The sequence below is a fragment of the Enterobacter sp. DC4 genome, from assembly GCF_000568095.1.
Classification (GTDB): Bacteria; Pseudomonadota; Gammaproteobacteria; order Enterobacterales; family Enterobacteriaceae; genus Enterobacter; species Enterobacter pseudoroggenkampii.
In genome coordinates this window covers 1,004,043-1,028,888 of the sequence record NZ_AZUB01000001.1, presented here as the reverse complement: position 1 = coordinate 1,028,888, position 24,846 = coordinate 1,004,043, and the positions used below count along the sequence as shown (strand labels likewise).

Below are 24,846 nucleotides of genomic sequence, written 5' to 3'. Positions count from 1 at the left end.
GGCATCTTGGTTGAGTCCGGATAAATATTTCTGCTACGTTACCTCAGTCCGATTCGAGCCGAAAGTGGAATATACTGCAGCGTCTGCTGCTGGCACGGAGCGGACGTGTTAACGAAGCTGAAGGTCTGCTGTGAGCGAAAAGCGGACATTGTATTTATGAATGACTTTTCATTGCCAAGTAAATTATTATTTGCCGCTTTTTTCTGGTTAATCACGAACACCATCATAATCATTAAGTATTTGCATCAACAGTATTCTTGGTATGTCTTTTGTGGATACTCTGAAACTAGTACTCAGACGCGAGGAAATTATAGCGGAAGTAATTTTATTATGATCGTAGGCGATGGACATATGCTTTCCTATATTCTGTCGGGTCATTTCCGACAACCTTTTGCCACATTCATCGGAAAATCTAAAGATTAAATTCTCTGCACCTGTCTCATCCTTCTCTACATAATCAATTGACTTTACACATCCAGGGGAAAAAGAAGTTTTCTCATTACCGACCGAAAAAAACAAACTCCCTTTTGCTGCCGTCGATGTCAATGGCACAAGCGCTGCGAGTAACAACACCCCGAACTTGATTTGCATCTTCTTCTCCTTTTGTTCGTTGACCTGCTCTCCATAAATTAACATATCTCAACGTTATCAACGTCTGCTTCTGGCACAGAGCGGATATCAGAATATCGGCAATCCCCAACAAATGGATGGCTCTAGCGGCAAAAACACTCACCTTCCCAGTGCCGCAACAATTGCCCCCTCCATTTTCTCGGGCGTAGTCATCGGAGCAAAACGCTTGAGTGGTTTACCGTCGCGTCCAATCAGAAACTTAGTAAAGTTCCACTTGATCCGCCCCCCCAGCACGCCGGGCAATTCATCTTTCAGATAACGAAACAGCGGGTGCGCTGCGCTACCGTTAACCTCGATCTTCTCGAACATCGGGAAGCTCACGCCGTAGTTGATGTAACAGGTTTTCGAGATTTCGTCTGCGCCGCCGGGTTCCTGTTTACCGAACTGGTTGCAGGGGAAGCCCAGCACGACTAATCCTTCATCGGCGTATTTCTTGTATAGCGCTTCAAGGCCACCGTACTGTGGCGTGAAGCCGCACTGGCTGGCGGTATTAACGACCAAAACCACCTTTCCTGCATAGTCGGCCATAGAGATAAGCTGCCCATCCAGACGGGTGGCGGTAAGTTGATAAAAGCGAGTCATACTGAAATCCTCAAAGCAGGCCGAAAAGTCACGGTAACCATCAACGAGCCGCCACCGTGTAGAAAGTTTACATTCACGCAGGCTATTTGTGATACATTCCTGGCGCGCCAATGACCACCACACTCGCTACCAGGTATGCAGAACATAACAAAAAAAATTATCTGGCTTCTGCTTACTCTCCCACTCCTCAGCGGTTGTGGCACGCTCTCGCAAATGTCCTCCCCGGAAGGTACTCAGGAACTTCTCACCCATGATTCACTGGATGGCGACGTTGACAGCGTGGTACGTCACTATATGGCGCAAAAATCCGTTCCCGGGATGACGGTCGCGGTGATCCATAATCACGGCTCACCGCAGTTTTACACCTGGGGCGTAACCGATGCGGTCAATCGCTATCCGGTCAGGCCCGATACCCTGTTTGCGCTTGGCTCGCTCAGCAAAGGGATCACGGCGGAAGTGGTGGCTTGTCTGGTGAATGAAGGGCAACTGAACTGGAACGATAACCTGGCGACATTGCTTCCGCCGGGGACGCCGCTTAGCGCGGATGCACAAAAAATCACCCTGCTTGAACTGGTAACCCACACCTCCGGCCTGCCGCGTCAGAATATGGATGTTCCGATGCTTGGTAAATTCATCAGCTACTTAAGCACGGGCGATAATTTCTACGGTGAGCTGGATAGCGATAACGTGCTGGGCTACCTCGCCGACTGGCGAGCGCCAAAGAATAAAGTGCCGCAATACTCCAATACCGGCTACGCCCTGATCGGCTATATCCTGAAACACAAAACCGGCGAAGATATCCAGAGTTTAGCCTCGCGCTATATTTTCCATCCGCTGCAAATGGCTAACAGCAGCTTTACGCCCCGGCAGCTAAAAGGGTATCCACAGCGGGCGCTTGGCCACGCAGGCGATCAGCCGAAGTTTATCCCGCGCGGGCAGCTCACCCCGGACTGGCATTTTTCCAACAACATGGTGGCGGCAGCGAGCTTATACAGTAACGCCGAAGATCTGGCGACCTATGCCCGCTATCACGTCTCAACAACCCACAATCCCCTGCTGGACAGCGTCTTTGCCGAAGTGAGAAATACCGATATTCTACGTCCCGACGGGGTACAGGGTATTGCCTGGACCACCGACTTTATCGGTCCGGAAAAAATCACCTATCAGGTCGGTTATATCGGCGGCTACTCCAGCTTTATCGGCTATGACAAAGAAAAAGGCAATGCGGTGGTGGTGCTGCAAAATACCTTTAACTGGAGTAATTACATTGGCATCGCGCTATTGATGGATATGGCGAAAAAAGACGGCCTTACCCCTACACCGCCGACTTCGGCCTTAAATTCTCATCAAACGTCAGCCGTTTCCGTTCAGGCTCAACCTCGCGCAGCGGCTCCACCTGGTGCATAGTGAGCTTGCAGCGTTCCACCAAAACCTGATATTCCCGCGTCCCCTGCTGCTTCCATGCCAGCTCCTGCTCGCTCAGCGCGCGAATCGCTTTGGCCGGGCTGCCGATAATCAAATGGTTAGCGGGCATCTCCGCTTTTGCCTTCACGAACGCCGCCGCGCCGACGATGCTGTTTTCGCCGATGACCGCCCCGTCCATCACCACCGCGTTCATGCCCACCAGCGCATTGCGGCGGATCACGCAGCCGTGAAGAATGGCGCTGTGGCCGATATGCCCATCCTCTTCCACCACCGTGTCCTGCTCCGGGAAACCGTGCATCACGCAGTTATCCTGAATGTTGGCACCGTCTTTCACCACGATACGGCCAAAATCACCGCGCAGGCTGGCGTTAGGACCAACATAGACGCCTTTGCCCAGAATCACGTCGCCAATCAGCACTGCCGTTGGGTGAACGTAGCTCTCGTCAGGTACCACCGGCGTCAGACCATCAATTTGATAAACAGGCATCTTCACTCCTTATGCGCTTGTAAGACCACCAAAGCGTTGATAGTAGAGCGTGCCGGGCACGGGCAGTTCGCCCACGGAGGTTTCGCCCTTCTCGCTGACAAACGCCAGGGCCCCCGGCGCGACACGCTGATAGATATTAATGCAGAGCTGTCGGGCGCTTTGCCCCGCCCAGTGCGCGGGCAGCAACTCTTCCGGCAGCAGCGGGTCTTTCAGCACCACGCGACGATAAAAATGAATCAGCAGCAGCTGGATCTGGAAACAGCGCTCCGGCGTCAGCTCCTCCGGCGCGGCCTCTTTCAGCAGCGGGAGCAGCGGCCGGAACGAGCTGATAAACGACTCGTACATCGCGTTTTGCTCGGTTAACTGCCAGCACTCTTCTACGCGTGAACGCAGCGCGGCGCGGGAGAGCGCCAGCGGCGAGTGGGCTTCAAAGAAAATCACATTTTCCGCCACCCCGGCATCGTGAAGCAGAGACTGCACGTCCGCCAGATGCTGCGACGGCGAGGCCATCAGGCTCGGTGCCAGCGTGCCAAACCCCTGCCAGATCAGCTGTTTTTTGACGTCGGCGAGGGTGGTTTTGTCCAGCCCTTCTGAGAGCAGCAATAGCCATTTTCCGTCCCAGGCGGGCAGTTCCGCACGGTAGATCTTATTCTCCGCACGGCGCGTCAGGCGCAGCCCCTTATCGCTCAGGCGGTAAAAACTGCGACGCCCGATGCGGGAAACATCCAGCCAGCCCTCTTTGTTAAGGCGAAACAGCGCGGTGCGTACAAAGCGCTCTCCGAATCCCATCCCTTCCAGTAACGCGACCAGGCTGCCGAGCCAAATCTCTCCGCCGCGATGGGACAGCGCGTCACCGTATAACGAGGAGATAAGCGAGGTCCCGCTGACGGGAACGGAACTGACCGCGTGCTGGATAAAGGCGTCGAGTTTATTCATGTGATTCATTCTGTTGTTATTTTTGTCCTGGATGAATCATAGCATAGTAATTCGGGGTAGATATCCTCACCCCTCACCCTGACCCTCTCCCCTGAGGGGAGAGGGGAAAAGGCCGCACCGAGCAGTCCCTTATCCCCTTTCTGGGGAGGGAAAAGACCGCACCGTACAGTCCCTTCTCCCCTTTGGGGAGAAGGTCAGGATGAGGGGTAAGGTGTTTTAACCGTTGGCCGCCGCTTTACGCAGGTCAAACACCCGGCAGGCTTTCCCCTCCGAGCGCGGAATGCTGCCGCAGTTCACGATCGTCACGTCGGTGGATATCCCCACCATCGACTTAATGCGGTGGCGCAGCTGGTGACACACCTGGCAACGCTGCTCGTGCGTCAGCGTGAGGCTGCTCTCTTTCAGCTCCACCTTCACGGAAAGTGAATCAAGATGCCCGCGACGGTTCACCTCCAGCTGGTAGTGCGGCGAAAGATGTTCGAACTTCACAATCTCCTCTTCCAGCTGCGACGGGAAGACGTTGACGCCGCGAATAATCAGCATATCGTCGCTGCGGCCGCTGATGCGGTCCATACGGCGCATGCTGCGCGCGGTTGCCGGGAGCAGACGCGTCAGGTCGCGGGTGCGGTAGCGGATCACCGGCAGCGCCTCTTTGGTCAGCGTGGTGAACAGCAGTTCGCCCTGCTGACCGTCATCCAGCGGCGTGCCGTCGTTCGGGTTGACGATCTCCGGATAAAAATGATCTTCCCAGATGGTCGGGCCGTCGACGGTTTCGATACACTCCATCGCCACGCCCGGCCCCATCACTTCGGAGAGGCCATAGATGTCCAGGGCGGTAATGCCTAAGCGTTTTTCAATTTCGCGACGCATGGCCTGCGTCCACGGCTCGGCACCGAAGACGCCCACGCGCAGGGAACAGGTGCTGGCATCGCCGCCCATCTGACGCTCCAGCTCTTCAATCAGATTGAGGCAGTAGGATGGCGTCACCATGATCATGTCCGGCTGGAAATCGCGGATCAGCTGCGCCTGCTTCTCCGTCTGGCCGCCGGACATCGGGATCACCGTCGCGCCTAAACGCTCGGCGCCGTAGTGCGCCCCCAGCCCTCCGGTAAACAGGCCATAGCCATACGCCACGTGAATTTTGTCCTTCGCGCTGCCGCCCGCGGCGCGCAGGGAGCGAGCCACCAGGTTGGCCCAGTTGTCGATGTCACCCTGGGTGTAGCCGACAACCGTCGGTTTGCCGGTGGTGCCGGATGAGGCGTGAATGCGCACCACCTGCTCCATCGGCACGGCGAAGGTATCGAACGGATAATTATCCCGCAGGTCCTGCTTGGTGGTGCACGGGAACTTACGGATATCCGCCAGCTCTTTGAAATCGTCAGGATGAACGCCCGCGGCGTCAAACTTGCGTTTGTACATCGGCACGTTGCTGTAGGCGTGATGCAGCGTCCACTTCAGACGTTCGGTCTGCAGCGCCTGTAACTCGTCAAGGGAGGCCGTTTCAATCGGATCAAGCTTTGTTGTATTTGTCATTGTAGGGTACTCACATTGTTTTATGCTCAAACACGCTCAAGGATCATGGCAATGCCCTGACCCACACCGATGCACATCGTACACAGCGCGTAGCGCCCGCCGCGTCGGTGCAGTTCGTTACTCGCGGCCAGCGCCAGTCTGGCACCGCTCATGCCCAGCGGGTGGCCCAGCGCAATCGCGCCACCGTTCGGGTTGACGTGCGCGGCATCATCCGGCAGGCCCAGCTGACGCAGCACGCCCAGCGCCTGCGCGGCGAAAGCTTCGTTAAGCTCGATCACGTCCATATCGTTAATGCTGAGTCCGGCGCGCTCCAGCACCTTGCGAGTGGCCGGTACCGGGCCGAGCCCCATCAGACGTGGCTCCACGCCCGCCGTCGCCATCGCCACGATCCGCGTGCGCGGGATTAACCCCTGAGCCAGCGCCATCTTCTCGCTGGCGACGATCAGCGCCGCAGCGCCGTCGTTGACGCCGGAGGCATTTCCCGCCGTAACCACTCCGTTCTTACGGAACGGCGTTTTCAGACCGGCAAGCTGCTCGAGCGTGGTGTCCGCGCGCGGATGTTCATCCACGCTGAACGCTGTGACTGCCCCTTTTTTGCCCGGCACCAGCACCGGCACAATCTCCTGCGCCAGAACGCCGTTCTGCTGCGCCTGCGCGGTACGCTGCTGGCTGCGCAGCGCGAACGCGTCCTGATCGGCACGGCTGATATTTAACAATTCAGCTACATTCTCTGCCGTTTCCGGCATACTGTCAGTTCCGAATTGCTGATGCATGAGCGGATTCACAAATCGCCAACCGATGGTGGTATCGAAGATCTCCGCCTGACGCTGAAACGCGGCGGTGGCTTTGCCCATCACAAACGGCGCGCGGGACATCGACTCCACGCCGCCCGCGATCAGCAGGTCGCCGTCGCCCGCCTTAATGGTGCGCGCGGCAAAACCAATCGCGTCCAGTCCGGAACCGCACAGGCGGTTAAGGGTGGTCCCGGACACCGTCTGCGGCAGACCGGCCAGCAGCAACGACATGCGCGCCACGTTGCGGTTATCTTCCCCCGCCTGGTTGGCGCAGCCGAATATCACGTCGTCAATCCGCTCCATGTCAAGCTGCGGGTAGCGGGCCAGCAGCGCGCGCAGCGGCACGGCACCGAGATCGTCGGTTCGGACTGCGGCAAGCGCGCCGCCGTAGCGCCCCACCGGGGTTCGAACGCCATCACAAATAAATGCGTCACGCATCTGCCTCTCCTGTCACGCTGCCGCCGATGCGGTGAGATTTTCCGCGAAAAAGGGCGACGGTTTTCTGTTGTTGGTTCTGGATTTCAATGTCATACACGCCGGTCAGCTTGCCCTGATGCTTCACCCGCGCGGTGGCGGTGAGCGTGTCCCCGGCAAAGCCCGGACGCAGAAAATCAATCGAGCAGCCGGAGGCTACCGCCGCCAGCCCCTGGCTGTTGCAGGCGTAGGCAAAAGCGGTGTCCGCCAGCGAAAAAAGCTGGCCGCCGTGGCAGGTTTTATGGCCGTTCAGCATCTGCGGGGTGATGGTCATAGTCACCACCGCGTAGCCCTCGTCCATCTCGACAATGTCCATCCCCATCGCCTGCGCGCAGGCGTCCCGTTCGTACATCGCGCGGGCGTTATGCCAGGCGTTATGACTCATAGCTACTCTCCAGAAGCGCGCGCTGGCGCAGCAGTGAACAGGGGCGATAGCGCTCTTCGCCGTAATGACGCTGCAGGTTCTCCAGCAGTGTCAGCAGGCGCTGCCAGCCCAGGCGCTCGCCCCAGGCGATCGGCCCGCTCGGGTAGTTCACGCCGAGGCGCATAGCGGTATCGATGTCCTTCTCGCTGGCGACCCCTTTTTGCAGGGCATCCAGCGCCTCGTTGGCAATCATCGCCAGCGTCCGCCAGATCAGCAGGCCGGGATAATCGGCAATTTGCACCACCCGATGCCCCTGCTGCTGCAGGTAGCGGATGGCTTTTTGCGTCGCGGTGTGCGGGTTGCTGGCCGCGGCGGCAATGACCGCCACGTCACGCTCAATGCGGTCCACCACCACCACCGGGCCGTTGAGCCGCAGCGCCAGCGCCTGCGCAGTTTCGCCCTGAGTTTCAATCAGATAAACATCATCAATTTCGGTGACACCGTCACGTATCTTTTCCACGCGCATCGGGCTGTAGCTGTCGTTCACGGCTGGCACCCACCGCACCTCGGGTTTGTCACCCTGCCAGTCGTAAACGCCCTTCCCGCTCTTTTTGCCCAGCCTTCCCGCCAGCACCAGCTCCTGCTGCATCAGCGAAGGCAGAAAACGACGCTCCTGCCAGAAGGCGTTAAATACCGAGCAGGTCACCGCAAAGTTCACGTCCTGACCAATCATGTCGGTCAGCTCCAGCGGCCCCATCGGGAAACCGCCGCCTTCCCGCAGGGCGGCGTCAATCACCTCCGGCGGGGCAACCTGCTCTTCCAGCGCGCGCCAGGCTTCAGAATAGAATGGACGGGCGACGCGGTTGACGATGAACCCCGGCGTTGACTGGCAGCGAACGGGCTGTTTGCCCCAGTTCAGCGCCAGCTCGCACAGCGCGTCGGCCACTTCCGCAGAGGTCGCCAGCCCGCTGACCACCTCCACCAGCTTCATCACCGGCGCCGGGTTAAAGAAGTGCAGCCCTGCGACCCGCTCCGGGTGGAGGACGTCCGCCGCAATCGCCGTGACGGAGATGGAAGAGGTATTGCTGGTCAGCACCGTCTGCGGCGGGCAGATCTCAGCCAGTTGAGCAAACAGCGCCTTTTTCACCTCCAGACGCTCTGAGGCCGCTTCTATGACCAGATCGGCCGCACAGAGCGCGTCGATATCCGTGACGGGAACCAGCCGGGCCAGGATCTGGCTCCCGGCATCGGCGGAGAGTTTTCCGCGCGTTACCCGGGAGGCCAGACGCTGGCGGATCCCGTCGATGGCGCGCGATATCGCATCGCTGGAGATGTCGTAGATCAGCACCTGATGACCGTGGCTGGCGGCGACTTCGGCAATCCCTGCGCCCATCGTGCCGCTGCCGATCACGGCGACAGTCCGTATATTCAGCATCTTATTTCCCCGTAAAGTTCGGCGCGCGCTTCGCCAGGAAGGCGCTGACGCCCTCGCGGTAATCGTCGCTGCGTCCGGCCAGACGCTGATAGTCGCGCTCCAGATCGAGCTGGGCGTCCAGGGTGTTGGTTTCTGCAGCGTTGATGGCCTGCTTGATCAGCCCCAGCCCGAAGGTCGGCTGCGACGCAAAATGCAGCGCCATCTGCTGCGCCGTGGTGGAGAGCTGCTCGTCATCCACCACCTGCCAGATCATCCCCCACGCCTGCGCCTGTTCGGCGCTGAGTTTGTCCCCAAGCAGCGCCAGCCCCATGGCGCGGGCGCGTCCCGCCACGCGCGGCAGCAGCCAGGTACCGCCGCAGTCCGGCACCAGGCCGAGCTTGCTGAAAGCCATCACGAAGTTGGCGGAGCGGGCCGCAATCACCATGTCGCACCCGAGCGCCAGCGTGGCCCCCGCACCTGCCGCCACGCCGTTAACGGCACAGATGACCGGTTTCGGCAGCTTTGCCAGGCGGCGAACCAGCGGGTTATAGAAGGTTTCAACGGACATCCCCAGATCCGGCGCCGGGCCGTTGGGGTCGACGTTGCGGTCATTCAGATCCTGACCGGCACAGAAGCCGCGTCCTGCCCCGGTGATCAGCAGACAGCGCACGGTGTCATCACGCTCGGCCTGTTTCAGGCACTCGGCCAGCTGCTGGTGCATCACGTCGTTGAAGCTGTTCAGACGCTCCGGACGGTTCAGCGTAATGGTCATCACGCCCTGTTCTACATGACTGAGAATAAATTCCACAATTAGCGTCCTTTAAAGTCGGGGGTGCGTTTTTGTAAGAAGGCGTCGATGCCCTCCCGGCGGTCTTCGGTGGCGGAAAGCAGCGTAAACAGCTGGCGCTCCTGCGCGAGCCCGGCCTGGAGCGGTACCTCCTGAGACTGACGCAGCGCCTGTTTCGCCGCCTGCAGCGCCAGCGGCGAGTGGCGCGCCATCAGGGCCGCCTGCTTCAGGGCATACTCCAGCGTCAGCGCTGCCGGGAAAACATCGCTCACCAGCCCGGCGCTCAGCGCCTGCTGTGCAGTTATGCTCTCACCCGTCAGCACCATTTTGCTGGCCAGGGATTTCCCGACGCTGCGAATCAGACGCTGGGTGCCGCCCGCGCCGGGCATAATGCCGAGCGTGATTTCCGGCAGGCCGAAACGGGCGTTGTCACCGGCAATCACCACGTCGCACAGCAGCGCCAGCTCGCAGCCCGCGCCCAGCGCGAAGCCGTTCACGGCGGCGATCAGCGGTTTGCTGAACGCGTTAATGCGTGCCCACAGCTGTGGGCGAATATCGTTCAGGGTGGCAGGCAGGTCTTTCTCCGCCATTTCGTTGAGATCGGCCCCGGCGGCAAAGCAGCGCTCGCTGCCGTAAATCACGCAGACGGCAATGTCGGCATCCACGGCGGCGGCCTCAAGCTGTTCCGCAAGCTGGGTTAACAGCGCGTTGTTGAGGGCGTTGCGCGCCGCCGGACGGTTGAGCGTCAGCTGCAGCACGCGTTCATGACGGGTAGCAATAAGTTCGCTCATGCCATCCCCTTCGCGTCGAAGTCGACAATCACGTCGGCGGTTAACGGCAGCGACTGGCAGCTCAGCACATACCCGGCGGCCAGCTCGTCCGGCTCCAGGCTGTAGTTGGTCGCCATGTCCACTTTCCCGCGCAGCACTTTGCATTTACAGGTGGCGCAGACGCCGCCCTTGCAGGCATACGGCAGATCTGCCCCCTGACGCAGGGCGGCATCCAGGATGCTTTCATCGTCCGCCGTCAGGGTGATTTCACGGTCGCGCCCGTCCTGGCGAACGGTCACTTTCTGGCCTTCCGCCTGCACGTGCACCGCGCGTTTAACGGAGATCCCCGGGGTGTTAAAGCGCTCAAGGTGAATGGATTTATCCGGCATCCCCAGCGCCTCCAGCGTGGCTTCGGCGTCGTCCATCATCGCCGACGGACCGCAGATAAAGGCCTCGTCATACTGGCGGAAGTTGATCAGGGTTTTCGCCAGCGCCTGCAGTTTTTCCCCGTCGATGCGGCCAAAGAGCAGATCGCTGTCCAGCCGCTCCTGGCTGAAGATGGAGACCAGCTGCAGCCGCTGCGGGTATTTGTCCTTCAGGTCCGCCAGCGCCTGGCGGAACATCATGCTCTGGCTGCTGCGGTTGCCGTAGATCAGGGTGAAATGGCTGTTGGGCTCGGTCGCAAGCGTAGCGGAGATAATCGCCAGCATCGGGGTGATCCCGGAGCCTGCCGCAATCGCCAGGTAGTGGCCTTCGCGGTCAGCCCTCGGCTGGTAGCCAAACTGCCCCTGAGGAACCATCACCTCCAGAGCCATACCCGCTTTGATCTCATCCCGGGCATAGCGGGAAAAGCGCCCGCCGTCGATGGCTTTGACCGCCACGCTGATCTCGCCCGGGGCGGTACTCCGGCAGATGGAGTAGCAGCGGCGCAGCTCGTCCCCGCCAAGCGTCGTTTTTAACGTCAGGTGCTGGCCCGGACGGAAGCGGTAGGCGTCCTGCAGCGCCTGCGGCACCGCGAACGTGATGGTCACCGCGTCGCGGGTTTCGGGTTCCACTTTTGCCACTGTTAATGAATGAAACGTTGTCATGGCAGCCTCAAATACATTTGAAATAGTCGAAGGGCTCACGGCAGCTATTGCAGCGGTAGAGCGCTTTGCAGGCCGTCGAGCCAAATTCACTGATAAGCGAGGTGTCGGTGCTGGCGCAGCGCGGGCAGCTCACCTCAACCGGGGCGTGCGCGTGACAGCTATGCCCCACCGGTGGACTGATGCCGTACGCCCGCAGGCGCTCGCGCGCGTCGGGGGTCATCCAGTCGGTGGTCCAGGCGGGTTCAAGCTGGAGCACAATATGCACCGGGGTAAAGCCGTGCTCGGTCATCGCCTCGCGGATCGCCCCCAGCAGATGTTCCGTCGCCGGACAGCCCGAGTAGGTCGGCGTAAAGCCAATGACCCAGCCTTCCCCCTGCGCCTTCACGCTGCGCACCATGCCTAAATCGGTGATGGTTAACACCGGCACTTCCGGGTCCGGGACCTGGCTTAGCAGCGCCCAGATCTGCGGAATTTGCGCGGGCGCGATGTCGACGAGGCGTTGCATAGCGTTCTCCTTTACCACTGCTGACCGGGATACGCGCGCTGGAGATACTGCATCTCCGCCAGCATCGGGCCCAGATGTTCGGTATGCAGTCCCTGCTTGCCCCCGGTGCGGTACGCCACCTCGGCGGGCACCTGCAGGCAGGCTTCATTCAGACCGGCATACACTTCGCTTTCCCACGGCTGACGCAGGAGGCGCGGGTCAACCGCCACGCCGGACTCAATCAGCTCCAGTTCGACCTCGTCGGCTTCAAACAGCTCGGCCGTAAAACGCCACAGGTTGTCGATGGCCTGCTGCATTTTTTGCGCGGACGCTTCGGTGCCGTCGCCCAGGCGCACCAGCCAGCCGCGGCTGAAGCGCAGATGGTAGCGCGCCTCTTTAATCGCTTTGGCGGCAATGGCGGCAAGCTGGCCGTCGCGGCTTTGGGTCAGGCGTTCATACAGCGCCACGTTCCAGGCATCCATCAGGTACTGGCGGGCAATCGTGTCGGCGAAGCTGCCGTTCGGCTGCTCCACGAGCAGTACATTGCGGAACTGGCGCTCGTCGCGGCCAAACGCCAGCGTGTCTTCATCGCCCTGGCCTTCCCGCTGCGCGGCATAGGTCAGGAAATTGCGCGCCTGTCCCAGCAGGTCGAGGCCGATATTGGCGAGCGCGAGATCGATCTCCAGCTCCGGCGCGTGGCCGCACCAGGCGCCGAGACGCTGGGAGAGCACCAGACCGTTATCGCCCAGACGCAGGGCATAGGCAGTCACTGAATTCATTCTTTGCCTCACATGTGCTCGATGCCGTCAGGGATGGTGTAGAACGTCGGATGGCGGTAAACCTTGCTTTCCGCCGGGTCGAAGAACTCGCCGCGCTCTTCCGGCTGGGAGGCGACAATCTCGCTCGCCTTAACCACCCAGATAGAACAGCCTTCGCTGCGGCGGGTGTAGGCATCACGCGCATTTTCCAGCGCCATGCGATCGTCGGCGGCATGCAGACTGCCCACGTGACGGTGGGATAACCCTTGTTTGCTGCGTACGAACACTTCGTACAGCGGCCAGTAGACATTGCTCATCGTGATTCCTCTTAAGCCACTTTGCGGGCGTGTTGTTTTTCCGCGTGCGCCAGTGCGGCTTCCCGCACCCACGCCCCCTCTTCCCAGGCTTTACGTTTGGCGGCCAGGCGTTCGTGGTTGCAGATGCCGCGCCCGTTAATGACCTCGTCAAACTCCTGCCAGTCGATCTCGCCGAAGCGATAATGACCGCTCTCTTCATCAAAACGCAGGTCGGGATCGGGCACCGTCATGCCCAGCATCTCCACCTGCGGCACCGTGTTGTCGACAAAGCGCTGGCGCAGCTCGTCGTTGCCGAAGCGTTTGATTTTCCACGCCAGGCTGCGGGCGCTGTTCGGCGAATTGTCGTCGTTCGGCCCGAACATCATCAGCGCCGGCCACCAGAAGCGGTTGATGGCGTCCTGCAGCATCTGGCGCTGGCCCTCGCTCCCCTGCGCCAGCGCCATGCAGGCTTCAAAGCCCTGACGCTGGTGGAAGCTCTCTTCTTTACAAATTTTCACCATCGCCCGGGCATAGGGACCGTAGGAGGTTCGGCACAGCGCCACCTGGTTGACGATGGCCGCGCCGTCCACCAGCCAGCCGATCACGCCGATATCGGCCCAGCTCAGGGTCGGATAGTTGAAGATGGAGGAGTACTTCATTTTGCCGTCGAGCATTTTCTGATAGATATCTTCCCGCGCGCAGCCCAGCGTTTCCGCCGCGCTGTAGAGGTAGAGCCCGTGTCCGGCTTCGTCCTGCACCTTCGCCAGCAGGATCGCCTTGCGGCGCAGCGTCGGGGCGCGGGTGATCCAGTTCCCTTCCGGGAGCATGCCGACAATTTCGGAGTGCGCATGTTGACCAATCTGGCGGATCAACGTCTTACGGTAGGCGTCAGGCATCCAGTCCTGAGGCTCAATCGCCGTCTCCTGCGCTATGCGCTGCTCAAACCGTTGTTCTTGCGTCACGTCATCACCTTTATGATTCGTTAGTTTGCAAATTAAAGCGTAATGTTGAATCACTTTGTTTTTTAAAAGTTACACAAAGGTTAAATATAACCCCAAGAATTGTTTCCTTGTTTTGTGATACCGCTCGCAAGGCTTTTACTGCAGGCGTACTGAAGAGCGTCCTCGCGCGCCGTGTTTCATCAGAGCGGATCACAATGTTAACAATTCATTAAAACTCAGCTTGATTTTTATGATTCATGATCAAACTATTAATGGGTAAATTACGTAACATTTGGAGATAAGCGATGCAGCAGTTAGCCAGCTTCTTATCCGGTACCTGGCAGTCTGGCCGGGGCCGCGAACGCACTATTCATCACGCCATCAGTGGCGAAGCGCTGTGGAGCGTGACCAGCGAAGGGCTGGACATGACGGCCGCCCGTCGCTATGCGATTGAGCGCGGCGGCGAAGCGCTTCACGCGATGACCTTTATCGAACGCGCGGCCATGCTGAAGGCGGTGGCAAAGCACCTGCTTAGCGAGAAAGAGACGTTTTATGCCCTGTCCGCCCAGACCGGAGCGACGAAGGCGGACAGCTGGGTCGATATTGAAGGCGGGATCGGCACCCTCTTCACTTACGCAAGCCTTGGCAGCCGCGAGCTGCCGGATGACACCGTGTGGCCGGAAGACGAGCTGATCCCGCTGTCAAAAGAAGGCGGCTTTGCGGCGCGCCACGTCCTGACCTCCAAATCCGGCGTGGCGGTGCATATCAATGCCTTTAACTTCCCCTGCTGGGGGATGCTGGAAAAGCTGGCCCCGACCTGGCTTGCCGGCATGCCTGCCATCATCAAACCCGCCACCGCCACCGCGCAGGTGACGCAGGCGATGGTGAAATCCATCGTCGACAGCGGGCTGGTGCCGGACGGCGCCATCAGCCTGATCTGCGGCGGCGCCGGGGATCTGCTCGACCAGCTCGACAGCCAGGACGTGGTGACCTTTACCGGCTCCGCCAGCACCGGGCAAAGTCTGCGCGTGCACCCGAATATTGTGGCGAATTCCATTCCGTTCACCATGGAAGCCGACTCCCTGAACTGCTGCGTGCTGGGGGAATACGTCACGCCGGAGCAGCCGGAATTTGCCCTGTTCATTCGGGAAGTGGTGCGCGAGATGACCGCCAAAGCCGGGCAGAAATGTACGGCCATTCGCCGCATTATCGTCCCGCAAAACCAGATTGACGCCGTGAGCCAGGCGCTGGTTGCCCGGCTGGAAAAGGTGGTTGTAGGTGACCCGGCGCAGGAAGGGGTAAAAATGGGCGCACTGGTCAACGCCGAACAGCGTGCGGACGTGCAGGAGAAAGTGGAGCAACTGATCGCCGCAGGCTGCCAGATCCGTCTGGGTGGCAAAGCGGATTTGCAGGCCGCGGGTGCGTTCTTCCCACCGACCCTGCTGTTCTGCCCGCAGCCGGATGAAACCCCGGCCGTCCACGCGACGGAGGCTTTCGGCCCCGTTGCGACGCTGATGCCGTATCGCAACGCGCGCCACGCAATGCAGCTGGCCCGCGCTGGCGGCGGCAGCCTTGCGGGCACGCTGGTCACCGCTGACCAGGACACTGCCCGCCAGTTTATTCTCGGCGCGGCGCGCGCCCACGGGCGTATTCAGATCCTCAACGAGGAAGCCTCGAAAGAGTCCACCGGCCACGGTTCCCCGCTTCCGCAGCTGGTGCACGGCGGCCCGGGCCGCGCGGGCGGCGGCGAAGAGCTGGGTGGTCTGCGCGCGGTGAAGCACTACCTGCAGCGCACCGCGATTCAGGGCAGTCCGACCATGCTGGCCGCCATCGGCAAACAGTGGGTGCGTGGCGCAACGGTGCAGGAAGATCGCGTGCATCCGTTCCGCAAATACTTTGAGGAACTGCAGCCGGGCGACAGCCTGCTGACGCCGCGACGCACCCTGACGGAAGCGGACATCGTGAACTTTGCCTGCCTGAGCGGCGACCACTTCTACGCCCATATGGACAAGATCGGCGCGGCAGAGTCGATCTTTGGCGAGCGCGTGGTGCACGGCTACTTCCTGATTTCCGCCGCCGCGGGGCTGTTTGTTGATGCGGGCGTCGGGCCGGTGATTGCCAACTACGGCATGGAGAACCTGCGCTTTATCGAGCCGGTTAAACCGGGCGATACTATTCAGGTGCGTCTGACCTGCAAACGTAAAACGCTGAAGAAACAGCGTACCGCCGAGGAAAAACCGACGGGCGTGGTGGAATGGGCGGTTGAGATCTTCAACCAGCACCAGCAGGCCGTGGCGCTCTACTCCATCCTGACGCTGGTGGCACGCCAGGAGGGGGATTTCAGCTAAGTTCCCTGCTCCTCATCCTCTCCACAATGGCTGAGCGCTCTCAAGTAATGTGCAAGCAGAAGCAATAACGCTGCTTTTAGAATGGCTGAGGGCCTTCAGCGATGCCCTGGTCCGGCTGTAAATCGCTGAGGCGTTTGCCTTCCGGCCGGGGCGAGGCGCAGGGATGCGCCGAGAGGGCGGGCTTTACAGGGATGTTACCTCCGCCCGTACCCGATAAGCCGGAAGGAATAAGCCGAAGGTACCGCGCAGCGGCGATTTACCGCCGGGAGCCCGGGTCGCCAGGGTGGTGGCGACTGAGCCACCCTGGCACGTTCACAGGTCATGTCGTTACAGAGTAGCAAGGAACATAAAGTGAACGGAATGACCACCAGAGCCGTATGTTCCCCCTCACCCCAGCCCTCTCCCTCAAGGGAGAGGGGGCCGTCTGTGCTGACATCATTTGTGGGGTTCCCTCAGCCTCAATGGGGAGGGGAAATGGCCCGGCATGTGATTTACCCCCGCTCTTTTTTTAACCTGGCAAGGCTGACAAATAATCTGGCAGATGCAGGCAAACGCTTTTCTCAGGCGCCTGTCAGGATAAGGCTGTCACAACACAATAAACACAACAAGATGAGGTCTACGATGGGAAGCAATTCTTCTTTTTCTGCCCGTAGAACGGCGCTGGCTATGGCCGTTGCGCTGTGTTGCGCCTGGCAATCCCCTGTTTTCGCCCACGGCAGTGAGGCGCATATGGTCCCGATGGACAAAACGCTGCAGGACTTTGGCGCCGACGTTCAGTGGGATGATTACGCACAGATGTTCACCATTGCAAAAGACGGCGCCTTTGTGAAGGTCAAACCGGGCGCTAAAACCGCCATCGTCAACGGGAAAACCCTCAAGCTCGAGGTGCCGGTGGTGATGAAAGGCAAAAAAGCCTTTATCTCTGACAGCTTCATCAACGATGTTTTCCAGTCCGGTCTTGACCAGACTTTCCAGGTTGAAAAACGCCCTCACCCGCTAAACGCGCTGACGGCGGACGAAATTAAGCAAGCCGTTGAGATTGTCAAAGCCTCGGCGGATTTTAAACCGAATACCCGCTTTACCCAGATTGCCCTTGCTGAGCCAGAGAAAGCCAAAGTGTGGGACTTTGTGCTTAACGGTACGGCGGTGGATGCCCCGCGTCAGGCGAAGATCGTGATGCTCGATGGAAAGCACGTTATCGAAAGCCTGGTGGATCTGAAGGATAAAAAAATCCTGCGCTGGGAGCCGGTGAAAGACGCGCACGGCATGGTGCTGCTGGATGATTTCACCGCGGTTCAGCAAATCATCAACGACAGCACGGAGTTTGCCGAGGTGCTTAAAAAACACGGCATCACCGACCCGAAAAAAGTGATTACCACGCCGCTGACCGTCGGCTATTTCGACGGTAAAGATGGCCTGAAGCAGGAAGATCGCCTGCTGAAGGTAGTGAGCTATCTGGACGTTGGCGACGGCAACTACTGGGCGCACCCGATTGAAAACCTGGTGGCCGTGGTCGATCTTGAGCAGAAGAAAATCCAGAAGATTGAGGAAGGCGCCGTTGTTCCGGTTCCGATGACGCCGCGTCCCTACGATGGCCGCGACCGTATAGAAACGCCTAAAAAACCGCTCGATATCATTGAGCCGGAAGGCAAGAACTACACCATCACCGGCGATATGGTGCACTGGCAGAACTGGGATTTCCACCTGAGCCTGGACTCCCGCGTCGGCCCGATGATTTCAACCGTCACGTATAACGACAACGGCAAAAAACGCCAGATTATGTATCAGGGGTCGCTCGGCGGCATGATCGTTCCTTACGGCGATCCGGATGTGGGCTGGTACTTTAAAGCCTATCTCGACTCCGGCGACTACGGCATGGGCACCCTGACCTCACCGCTGGTGCGCGGCAAAGACGTGCCGTCCAACGCCGTAATGCTCAATGAAACCATCCCGGATTACACCGGCGCGCCGATGGAGATCCCGCGCGCGATCGCCATTTTCGAACGCTACGCGGGGCCGGAATACAAGCATCAGGAGATGGGCCAGCCGAACGTCAGCACCGAGCGCCGCGAACTGGTGGTGCGCTGGGTAAGTACCGTGGGCAATTACGATTACATCTTCGACTGGGTGTTCCATGAAAATGGCACCATCGGCATTGACGCCGGCGCGACGGGTATCGAAGCGGTGAAAGGCGTACAGGCGAAAACCATGCACGACGCCACAGCCAAAGACGACACAAAATACGGCACGCTGATCGACCATAACATCGTGGGTACTACGCACCAGCACATCTACAACTTCCGTCTCGATATGGACGTGGACGGCATCAACAACAAGCTGGTGGCCATGGATCCGGAAGTGAAGCCGAATACCGCCGGTGGCCCGCGCACCAGCACCATGCAGATCAATCAGTACAATATTGATACCGAACAGCAGGCGGCGCAGAAGTTCGACCCGGGCACGATTCGCCTGCTGAGCAACACCCGTAAAGAGAACCGCATGGGCAACCCGGTTTCGTACCAGATTATCCCTTACGCGGGCGGTACGCACCCGGTGGCGACCGGCGCGAAATTTGCCCCGGACGAGTGGATCTACCATCGCCTGAGCTTTATGGATAAACAGCTGTGGGTGACCCGCTACCACCCGGATGAACTTTACCCGGAAGGGAAATTCCCTAACCGCTCCGTGCACGACACCGGCCTGGGTCAGTACAGCAAAGATAACGAATCGCTCAACGATCAGGACGATGTCGTCTGGATGACCACCGGCACCACCCACGTGGCACGCGCGGAGGAGTGGCCGATCATGCCGACGGAATGGGTGCATACCCTCCTTAAACCGTGGAACTTCTTCGACGAGACGCCAACGCTCGGGAAAAAGAAAGACGAACAGAAATAAATAACGCACCGGGCGCAATGCCCGGTTTTTCATCTATTTACTTGCTGAATGCCTCTCCCCGATTATAGTTATTTCTACCTCGTTTATTTCCATTGCATTTCTTGAACCACTTTCAGCCAGGACACGAAGTTTCCACGAACGACGTAATACACCACTGAGAGGTTAGGATGAAATTCAATTTGATCGTCAGGAGTCTTGCTCTGGCTGGACTTGTTATTTCCGTTAGCTCCGCGTATGCCGCAGAAGCCCCGAAGGATGCCACGGCCGCAACGCAACAAGCCAATAACGCCCTGTTTAATCAGCTTCCTTTCTCCGATAACACCGATTTTACGGACGCCCATAAAGGCTTTATTGCCCCTATTCCTCAGGAAATTATCAAAGGGGAACAAGGCAATATCATCTGGAACCCGCAGCAGTACTCCTTTATTAAAGAAGGCGATAAAGCACCGGACTCCGTTAATCCAAGCTTATGGCGTCAATCTCAGCTGATTAATATTAGCGGCCTGTTTGAAGTGACCGACGGCGTATATCAGATCCGAAATCTTGACCTGTCAAATATGACCATCATTGAAGGGAAAGACGGTATTACCGTGGTTGACCCGCTGGTGTCGGCAGAAACGGCGAAGGTCGGGATGGATCTCTATTTTAAACATCGCGGCAAGAAACCGGTCGTCGCCATCATTTATACCCACAGCCACGTTGACCACTATGGCGGCGTGCGCGGCGTGGTGGATGAAGCGGACGTGAAGTCCGGTAAAGTGAAGGTCTACGCCCCTGCCGGGTTTATGGAAGCGGCCGTTGCCGAGAATATCATGGCGGGCAACGTGATGAGCCGCCGCGCCAGCTATATGTATGGCAACCTGCTGAAGCCAGATGCCAAAGGCCAGGTGGGCGCGGGCCTGGGTACCACCACCTCTGCCGGGACGGTGACGCTGATTGCCCCGACCAATATTATCGAGAAAGATGGGCAGAAAGAGGTTATCGACGGCCTGACCTACGACTTTATGCTTGCGCCTGGCTCCGAAGCGCCATCGGAAATGCTCTGGTATATCGAAGAGAAAAAAGTCATTGAATCCGCTGAGGACGTGACCCACACCCTGCACAACACCTACTCGCTGCGCGGAGCGAAAATCCGCGAGCCGCTGCCGTGGTCGAAATACATTAACCAGGCGATTGTGCGCTGGGGTGATAAGGCCGAAATCATCATGGCACAACACCACTGGCCGACCTGGGGCAACGAAAACGTGGTCAAACTGCTGAAAAGCCAGCGTGACCTCTATCGTTACATCAACGACCAGACGCTGCGTATGGCGAACGAAGGGCTGACGCGAGACGAAATCGCCGCGAACTTCACGCTCCCGGACTCACTGGCCCATACCTGGGCGAACCGCGGCTATTACGGTTCGGTGAGCCATGACGTCAAAGCCACCTACGTGCTGTATCTGGGCTGGTTTGACGGCAACCCGGCGACGCTGGATGAGCTGCCGCCGGAAGAAGGCGCGAAGAAATTCGTTGAGTATATGGGCGGCGCGGATGCCATCCTGAACAAGGCGAAAACCGACTTCGACCAGGGGAACTATCGCTGGGTGGCGCAGGTGGTGAGTAAAGTGGTCTTTGCCGATCCAAACAATCAGGCGGCACGTAACCTGGAAGCGGATGCGCTGGAACAGCTTGGCTATCAAGCCGAATCCGGCCCGTGGCGTAACTTCTACCTGACCGGTGCGCAGGAGTTGCGTAACGGCGTGGTGAAAGGTCCAACGCCGAATACCGCTAGCCCGGATACGGTTCGCGCGATGACGCCAGAGATGTTCTTTGACTACCTGGCAGTCCATATCAATGGCCAGAAAGCCGGTGAGGCTAAATCGGTGTTTAACATTGATTTGGGCAGCGATGGCGGGAAGTACAAACTCGAGCTGGAAAATGGCGTGCTGAACCACACGGCGAACGCAGAAGCAAAAGATGCGGATGCGACGCTGACGCTCAACCGTGACACCCTGAATAAAATCATTCTCAAGGAAGTGACGCTGAAACAGGCTCAGGACAGCGGAAATGTCAAAATAAGTGGCGACAGCGCGAAACTTGATGCCATGCTTAGTTACATGGATAAGTTTGATTTCTGGTTTAACATTGTGACACCGTAACGGTGCATGCAAAAGGGCGGTTCGTCCGCCCTTTCCTGCTTCACGTGTTCGCCAGACAGGGTAAAAGCGTCAATGGAAAAAAGAAAAAAACCGACACTTGAACGGGCAACCTGGCCAACGCGCCATGCCATGGTCATGCACGGGCTGGCGATGAACCTGCCGTGGCTGGCCTTCGTCAATATCAGCTTCGCGGTGATGATCCTGCTGCGACACGTTCTGCTTAAGGCCAGCGATCCCCTTTATCCCCACTCGCCGCAGCTGACGAGAATGGTCGATGCCTCCATGCTTGGCATTATCATCCTCTCAGCAGCGCTGATCCTGATGGCCTGGCGGCGTATCGCCGGTATCAGCGTGGTGTTGTTTATCTGTAGCGCCATCTGGTCGGTCTCCTGCTTCTGGTTTATCACCCAGTTGCTGCTGCCTCACGTCTGGCCGCTGTGCGTCATTTTATTACTCGCCGGTTTAACGGCGCTCTATTTTTACCCCGAGGGGCTGCTCGCCTTTGTGCTCCCGCTCTGGATCACCCTGCCGATAGCAAGCTGGATACTGAATGATGGTCTCAACCTTCATTTCGTCGTCATCTGGAGCGTGTTTTCGCTGATCCTGATTTGCGGACGTTTTATCCTGTTAAGCTGGTTTGACGAGGCCTGGCGCCGTAACCAGCAGAATCAGCTGCTGATCTCCAGACTGGATGCGCTGGCGCATCAGGATCCGTTAACCAAAACCGCCAATCGCCGAAAAATGGAGGTGGTGCTGGAGAACGCGGTTGAGCAGAAGAAAACCTTCTCGGTGATTATGCTGGATATCGACTACTTCAAGCTCTACAACGACACGTACGGGCACCAGGCAGGCGACGACTGTCTGACCCGCGTGGCGCGGGTGCTGAAGCAGTCGGTGCGCACACCTGACGATGTGGTGTCGCGTTACGGCGGCGAGGAGTTCGTGGTCATCCTCTTCAATTGCCCGGAAAACATCGCGGAAAAGGTGGCCTTACGCATTCAGGACGGCCTGCGCGCGGAAGCCATACCACACAGCGCGTCAACCGTTAGCGACCATGTCACCGTGAGCATGGGGATTGCGAGCATGGCGGAAGGGTTAGCGGGCACCGAGATCATCGCCCGCGCCGATGCGGCGCTGTATCGGGCAAAGGAGGCCGGGCGGGATCGAGTATGCCGGTGAGAACGGCGGCTATTCCGCATGACGCTCGGCGATCCATTTGCGGTATTGACCGGGCGACATGCCCGTCACCCCCGTAAAAGCGCGCCTGAATGCCGTGTCGTCAGCGTAACCGCAAGCGCCGGCAATCTGCGCTATTACGTACCCCGGTTGCTCCAGGAGACGCATTGCCTTTTCAATGCGCATGCGCGTCAAAAAGTTTTTAGGGCTTTCATTCATCTCCTCCGCCATTTTTCGGTGAAGGGTACGAGTGGTCATATTCAGCGCCCGGGCAAGCTGTTCTACGGTAATCGCCGGATTTTCATACCGGACGATATGTTCCGCTTTCATTATCATCGGATGGACTGAATTTAAAAAACCTGCTGGCGCGTAAACCTGCTGAGACAACGGCTGGCTGTCAGCCACGGCCATATCGGCCGTCAGACGCGCCAGCTTCTGCCCGGCGTGCAGACGGATGATATGCAGCGCCAGGTCAACCCACGAGAGCGGGCCACCGGATGTGATAACCCGTGCGTCCTGCACCAGCGCTTTACCCCAGACAGGTTTGCTCAGCGGATAACGCTGGCGGAAAGTATGGTAAAGCCACCAGGTCGTCGTGCATGCCCGACCATTGAGGATCCCCGCCTCGGCGAGAACCAACCCACCGGCACAGGCTCCTGCAAGCATCGCGCCTTTATCATACTGGCCGCGCAGCCATGCGCCAGCCTCGAGGACGGCCGCTGGCGAGACCGGGCGTTTCTGCTCGTCAAGCTTCATCCCGCAGGCAATCACGAGATCGAAGGTTCCTCCGGTAACAAAGCTCGCTTCGGCCTCGATCGGCCGCCCCTGCGCGTCCGGGACCGGCTTCCCTTCCGCCGTGATGATGACCGCCTCAAAAGGCGAAATGCCCTCGCCGTCCGGCTGCTGGGCAATCACCTCATCAGCCAGCCAGAACATGTCGCAGAGCCCAGCTACGGCGGATTTCATGCTTCCGGGTAACGCTAAAATGGCAATTCTCATGATTCAGGCCTGAGTAAAATGTCTGATTTCGTATGTTAACAGTCATTTCAGACACTACAAGCCTCTTTGTCCCTCTCGTTACACTGTGCTTCAACGTCTCTCAGGAAATTACGTCACGCTTATGAAACCGACACGCTTGCCCGTTCTTCTTTCTTTGCTTTGCATGGCTGCATCGCAGTCTGTGCAGGCGCGGATTAATAACATCATCCTCGTGCATGGTGCCTTTACCGATGGTTCCGTCTGGCAGGAGGTGATAGGCCGTTTGCAGACCCGGGGCTACCACGTCACGGCAGTGCAAAACCCTCTGACTTCGCTTGAAGAGGACGTCGCCGCCACAGAGCGTGTCATCGACCGTCAGCAAGGGGACGTAGTGCTTGTTGGCCACTCCTGGGCCGGCGCGGTCATCGCTCAGGCAGGCAATAACCCGAAGGTGAAAAAACTGGTTTTTCTCTCCGCCCTTGCCCCCGACAGCGGTGAATCGGTTACCTCTCTTCTTACGCGCCTCAACGCCCCGATGGCCGACATGCGCCCGGATAAAAAAGGGTTAATCTGGCTGGACGATCCTGCTGCCTATCAGCGCACGATGGCCAACGATCTGCCCCTCAAACGCGTAAAACTGCTGACCGCAATGCAGCAGCCTATCGCGGCAAGCGCCTTCAGCGAGAAGGTAGAACATGCCGCATGGCGTGAAAAACCCTCATGGTATCTGATAACCGAAGAGGATCACGCCCTCTCTCCCGGTATCCAGCAGCAGCTCGCCGGCACCATGAACGCCACCGTCATGCGTATTAAGAGCAGCCATATGTCGATGATTTCCCACCCGCACGCCGTGAGTCAGTTTATCGAACAAGCAACCCAAACCGACGCAAAGGAAACAGAGAAATGAATATCCTGCATATAGATTCAAGTATTAACGGCGAGTTCTCACTTTCACGTCAGCTGACGGCAGAGGTGGTTCGCCAGATCGCGTCAGAGAAGGTGGTCTATCGCGACGTCGTTAAAACCCCCATCGCCCATCTCACCGGCACCGTTGCCGCTGGGTTCCGGCCGCTGCGGATAGCCACCGATGCGACGGCTGAAGATGTCCGCGAACACGCGCTGTCCGGGGAACTTGTGAACGAATTTCTCAATAGCGACCTCATGGTGATAGGTGCGCCTATGTATAACTTCTCCGTCTCAACTCAGCTTAAAGCCTGGTTAGATCGACTCGCCCAGCCGGGAAAAACCTTTAGCTATACCCCGACGGGCCCGGTGGGGCATGCGACCGGCAAAAGGATTATTGTCGTTTCAACCCGCGGCGGGATATATCACGGTACGCCAATCGAAGACATGGATTTTCAGGAGAGGTACCTGCAGCGATTCTTTGGTTTTCTGGGTATCGACAGAGTGGAATTTGTCCGTGCTGAAGGGGCTACGCGCAGTGAAGAAGTCAGGACTAAAGGCGTTGCGCAGGCGTTTGACGCTATTCCATCGGTCATTGCCGCAGCATTGAAATAGCCGCCGGGTTAAAGCCTGCCGGGT

Annotated in this window: 23 protein-coding genes; 7 read left to right on the top strand and 16 right to left on the bottom strand. The window is 58.6% G+C overall.

What is annotated here, in order from left to right:
• Nucleotides 1–207: 207 nt before the first annotated feature.
• Both P349_RS26585 and P349_RS19140 read right to left on the bottom strand, forming a co-directional pair.
• Nucleotides 208–591, bottom strand: a complete 384-nt coding sequence (locus tag P349_RS26585; protein WP_032651221.1) for a SecDF P1 head subdomain-containing protein — start codon at nucleotides 589–591, stop codon at nucleotides 208–210.
• 138 nt (nucleotides 592–729) lie between these two features.
• Nucleotides 730–1,212 carry a glutathione peroxidase gene (locus P349_RS19140; RefSeq protein WP_032651192.1) on the bottom strand — a complete coding sequence of 161 codons (483 nt, stop codon included), beginning with the start codon at nucleotides 1,210–1,212 and terminating at the stop codon, nucleotides 730–732.
• A 135-nt stretch (nucleotides 1,213–1,347) separates the two neighbouring features.
• On the opposite strand from P349_RS19140, the gene P349_RS19145 reads away from it, so the two are divergent.
• On the top strand, nucleotides 1,348–2,619 hold the full coding sequence (locus P349_RS19145; protein WP_032651190.1) for a serine hydrolase domain-containing protein: 1,272 nt from the start codon (nucleotides 1,348–1,350) through the stop codon (nucleotides 2,617–2,619).
• On the opposite strand, the gene paaY is transcribed toward P349_RS19145, so the two are convergent.
• The 13 genes from paaY to paaA all read right to left on the bottom strand — a co-directional run bounded on the left by paaY (nucleotide 2,528) and on the right by paaA (nucleotide 13,784).
• Complete coding sequence (paaY, locus tag P349_RS19150; protein ID WP_032651188.1) at nucleotides 2,528–3,124, bottom strand: phenylacetic acid degradation protein PaaY; 597 nt, start codon at nucleotides 3,122–3,124, stop codon at nucleotides 2,528–2,530. The two genes, P349_RS19145 and paaY, sit on opposite strands and share 92 nt — an antisense overlap.
• 9 nt (nucleotides 3,125–3,133) lie before the next feature.
• Nucleotides 3,134–4,069: a phenylacetic acid degradation operon negative regulatory protein PaaX gene (paaX, locus tag P349_RS19155; protein WP_032651186.1), complete on the bottom strand. Its 936-nt coding sequence runs from the start codon at nucleotides 4,067–4,069 to the stop codon at nucleotides 3,134–3,136.
• Nucleotides 4,070–4,276: 207 nt separating this feature from the next.
• Complete coding sequence (gene paaK, locus P349_RS19160) at nucleotides 4,277–5,593, bottom strand: phenylacetate--CoA ligase PaaK (RefSeq protein ID WP_024908034.1); 1,317 nt, start codon at nucleotides 5,591–5,593, stop codon at nucleotides 4,277–4,279.
• Nucleotides 5,594–5,619: 26 nt separating this feature from the next.
• Nucleotides 5,620–6,825, bottom strand: a complete 1,206-nt coding sequence (pcaF, locus tag P349_RS19165; RefSeq protein WP_032651184.1) for a 3-oxoadipyl-CoA thiolase — start codon at nucleotides 6,823–6,825, stop codon at nucleotides 5,620–5,622.
• Complete coding sequence (gene paaI / locus P349_RS19170; RefSeq protein ID WP_032651181.1) at nucleotides 6,818–7,246, bottom strand: hydroxyphenylacetyl-CoA thioesterase PaaI; 429 nt, start codon at nucleotides 7,244–7,246, stop codon at nucleotides 6,818–6,820. The genes pcaF and paaI overlap by 8 nt, the downstream gene beginning before the upstream one ends.
• On the bottom strand, nucleotides 7,236–8,660 hold the full coding sequence (paaH, locus tag P349_RS19175) for a 3-hydroxyacyl-CoA dehydrogenase PaaH (RefSeq protein ID WP_032651179.1): 1,425 nt from the start codon (nucleotides 8,658–8,660) through the stop codon (nucleotides 7,236–7,238). The genes paaI and paaH overlap by 11 nt, the downstream gene beginning before the upstream one ends.
• A 1-nt stretch (nucleotide 8,661) precedes the next feature.
• Nucleotides 8,662–9,450, bottom strand: coding sequence for a 2-(1,2-epoxy-1,2-dihydrophenyl)acetyl-CoA isomerase PaaG (paaG, locus tag P349_RS19180; RefSeq protein ID WP_029741870.1), 789 nt, complete (start codon nucleotides 9,448–9,450; stop codon nucleotides 8,662–8,664).
• Complete coding sequence (gene paaF / locus P349_RS19185; protein ID WP_032651177.1) at nucleotides 9,450–10,217, bottom strand: 2,3-dehydroadipyl-CoA hydratase PaaF; 768 nt, start codon at nucleotides 10,215–10,217, stop codon at nucleotides 9,450–9,452. The genes paaG and paaF overlap by 1 nt, the downstream gene beginning before the upstream one ends.
• Nucleotides 10,214–11,284 (bottom strand): 1,2-phenylacetyl-CoA epoxidase subunit PaaE, encoded by a 1,071-nt coding sequence (gene paaE, locus P349_RS19190; RefSeq protein ID WP_032651176.1) that lies wholly within the window; start codon nucleotides 11,282–11,284, stop codon nucleotides 10,214–10,216. The genes paaF and paaE overlap by 4 nt, the downstream gene beginning before the upstream one ends.
• Before the next feature lie 7 nt (nucleotides 11,285–11,291).
• Nucleotides 11,292–11,789 (bottom strand): 1,2-phenylacetyl-CoA epoxidase subunit PaaD, encoded by a 498-nt coding sequence (paaD, locus tag P349_RS19195; RefSeq protein ID WP_032651175.1) that lies wholly within the window; start codon nucleotides 11,787–11,789, stop codon nucleotides 11,292–11,294.
• Between the two features lie 11 nt (nucleotides 11,790–11,800).
• Nucleotides 11,801–12,547 (bottom strand): 1,2-phenylacetyl-CoA epoxidase subunit PaaC, encoded by a 747-nt coding sequence (paaC, locus tag P349_RS19200; RefSeq protein WP_032651173.1) that lies wholly within the window; start codon nucleotides 12,545–12,547, stop codon nucleotides 11,801–11,803.
• Between the two features lie 8 nt (nucleotides 12,548–12,555).
• On the bottom strand, nucleotides 12,556–12,843 hold the full coding sequence (gene paaB / locus P349_RS19205) for a 1,2-phenylacetyl-CoA epoxidase subunit PaaB (RefSeq protein WP_008502380.1): 288 nt from the start codon (nucleotides 12,841–12,843) through the stop codon (nucleotides 12,556–12,558).
• 11 nt (nucleotides 12,844–12,854) lie between these two features.
• Nucleotides 12,855–13,784, bottom strand: coding sequence for a 1,2-phenylacetyl-CoA epoxidase subunit PaaA (paaA, locus tag P349_RS19210; RefSeq protein WP_032651172.1), 930 nt, complete (start codon nucleotides 13,782–13,784; stop codon nucleotides 12,855–12,857).
• A 284-nt stretch (nucleotides 13,785–14,068) separates the two neighbouring features.
• Between paaA and paaZ the strand changes: the two genes are divergently transcribed.
• The 4 genes from paaZ to P349_RS19225 all read left to right on the top strand — a co-directional run bounded on the left by paaZ (nucleotide 14,069) and on the right by P349_RS19225 (nucleotide 22,329).
• Nucleotides 14,069–16,111, top strand: coding sequence for a phenylacetic acid degradation bifunctional protein PaaZ (paaZ, locus tag P349_RS19215; RefSeq protein WP_032651171.1), 2,043 nt, complete (start codon nucleotides 14,069–14,071; stop codon nucleotides 16,109–16,111).
• A 621-nt stretch (nucleotides 16,112–16,732) separates the two neighbouring features.
• Nucleotides 16,733–19,009, top strand: coding sequence for a primary-amine oxidase (gene tynA / locus P349_RS19220; protein WP_032651170.1), 2,277 nt, complete (start codon nucleotides 16,733–16,735; stop codon nucleotides 19,007–19,009).
• Nucleotides 19,010–19,176: 167 nt separating this feature from the next.
• Nucleotides 19,177–21,150, top strand: a complete 1,974-nt coding sequence (locus P349_RS0124110; RefSeq protein WP_032651169.1) for an alkyl/aryl-sulfatase — start codon at nucleotides 19,177–19,179, stop codon at nucleotides 21,148–21,150.
• A 72-nt stretch (nucleotides 21,151–21,222) separates the two neighbouring features.
• The gene (locus tag P349_RS19225) at nucleotides 21,223–22,329 is read left to right on the top strand and encodes a GGDEF domain-containing protein (protein ID WP_032651168.1); all 1,107 of its coding nucleotides are present in this window, start codon (nucleotides 21,223–21,225) and stop codon (nucleotides 22,327–22,329) included.
• Nucleotides 22,330–22,338: 9 nt separating this feature from the next.
• On the opposite strand, the gene P349_RS19230 is transcribed toward P349_RS19225, so the two are convergent.
• Complete coding sequence (locus P349_RS19230) at nucleotides 22,339–23,325, bottom strand: GlxA family transcriptional regulator (RefSeq protein ID WP_032651167.1); 987 nt, start codon at nucleotides 23,323–23,325, stop codon at nucleotides 22,339–22,341.
• 121 nt (nucleotides 23,326–23,446) lie between these two features.
• Between P349_RS19230 and P349_RS19235 the strand changes: the two genes are divergently transcribed.
• Together P349_RS19235 and P349_RS19240 are read left to right on the top strand one after the other, a co-directional pair.
• A complete protein-coding gene (locus P349_RS19235) occupies nucleotides 23,447–24,211 on the top strand; it encodes an alpha/beta fold hydrolase (RefSeq protein ID WP_032651166.1) in 765 nt (254 codons plus the stop codon).
• A complete protein-coding gene (locus tag P349_RS19240; RefSeq protein WP_032651165.1) occupies nucleotides 24,208–24,822 on the top strand; it encodes an FMN-dependent NADH-azoreductase in 615 nt (204 codons plus the stop codon). The genes P349_RS19235 and P349_RS19240 overlap by 4 nt, the downstream gene beginning before the upstream one ends.
• Nucleotides 24,823–24,846 lie beyond the last annotated feature (24 nt).

Bases quoted from the DNA above. Each gene is read 5' to 3' on its own strand.
- paaB (WP_008502380.1), bottom strand. From the start codon at position 12,843: ATGAGCAATGTCTACTGGCCGCTGTACGAAGTGTTCGTACGCAGCAAA.
- pcaF (WP_032651184.1), bottom strand. From the start codon at position 6,825: ATGCGTGACGCATTTATTTGTGATGGCGTTCGAACCCCGGTGGGGCGC.
- paaZ (WP_032651171.1), top strand. From the start codon at position 14,069: ATGCAGCAGTTAGCCAGCTTCTTATCCGGTACCTGGCAGTCTGGCCGG.
- P349_RS0124110 (WP_032651169.1), top strand. From the start codon at position 19,177: ATGAAATTCAATTTGATCGTCAGGAGTCTTGCTCTGGCTGGACTTGTT.
- paaC (WP_032651173.1), bottom strand. From the start codon at position 12,547: ATGAATTCAGTGACTGCCTATGCCCTGCGTCTGGGCGATAACGGTCTG.
- P349_RS19140 (WP_032651192.1), bottom strand. From the start codon at position 1,212: ATGACTCGCTTTTATCAACTTACCGCCACCCGTCTGGATGGGCAGCTT.
- P349_RS26585 (WP_032651221.1), bottom strand. From the start codon at position 591: ATGCAAATCAAGTTCGGGGTGTTGTTACTCGCAGCGCTTGTGCCATTG.
- paaX (WP_032651186.1), bottom strand. From the start codon at position 4,069: ATGAATCACATGAATAAACTCGACGCCTTTATCCAGCACGCGGTCAGT.
- paaK (WP_024908034.1), bottom strand. From the start codon at position 5,593: ATGACAAATACAACAAAGCTTGATCCGATTGAAACGGCCTCCCTTGAC.
- paaE (WP_032651176.1), bottom strand. From the start codon at position 11,284: ATGACAACGTTTCATTCATTAACAGTGGCAAAAGTGGAACCCGAAACC.
- paaD (WP_032651175.1), bottom strand. From the start codon at position 11,789: ATGCAACGCCTCGTCGACATCGCGCCCGCGCAAATTCCGCAGATCTGG.
- paaH (WP_032651179.1), bottom strand. From the start codon at position 8,660: ATGCTGAATATACGGACTGTCGCCGTGATCGGCAGCGGCACGATGGGC.
- paaF (WP_032651177.1), bottom strand. From the start codon at position 10,217: ATGAGCGAACTTATTGCTACCCGTCATGAACGCGTGCTGCAGCTGACG.
- paaY (WP_032651188.1), bottom strand. From the start codon at position 3,124: ATGCCTGTTTATCAAATTGATGGTCTGACGCCGGTGGTACCTGACGAG.
- paaI (WP_032651181.1), bottom strand. From the start codon at position 7,246: ATGAGTCATAACGCCTGGCATAACGCCCGCGCGATGTACGAACGGGAC.
- P349_RS19235 (WP_032651166.1), top strand. From the start codon at position 23,447: ATGAAACCGACACGCTTGCCCGTTCTTCTTTCTTTGCTTTGCATGGCT.
- P349_RS19145 (WP_032651190.1), top strand. From the start codon at position 1,348: ATGCAGAACATAACAAAAAAAATTATCTGGCTTCTGCTTACTCTCCCA.
- P349_RS19230 (WP_032651167.1), bottom strand. From the start codon at position 23,325: ATGAGAATTGCCATTTTAGCGTTACCCGGAAGCATGAAATCCGCCGTA.
- tynA (WP_032651170.1), top strand. From the start codon at position 16,733: ATGGGAAGCAATTCTTCTTTTTCTGCCCGTAGAACGGCGCTGGCTATG.
- P349_RS19240 (WP_032651165.1), top strand. From the start codon at position 24,208: ATGAATATCCTGCATATAGATTCAAGTATTAACGGCGAGTTCTCACTT.
- P349_RS19225 (WP_032651168.1), top strand. From the start codon at position 21,223: ATGGAAAAAAGAAAAAAACCGACACTTGAACGGGCAACCTGGCCAACG.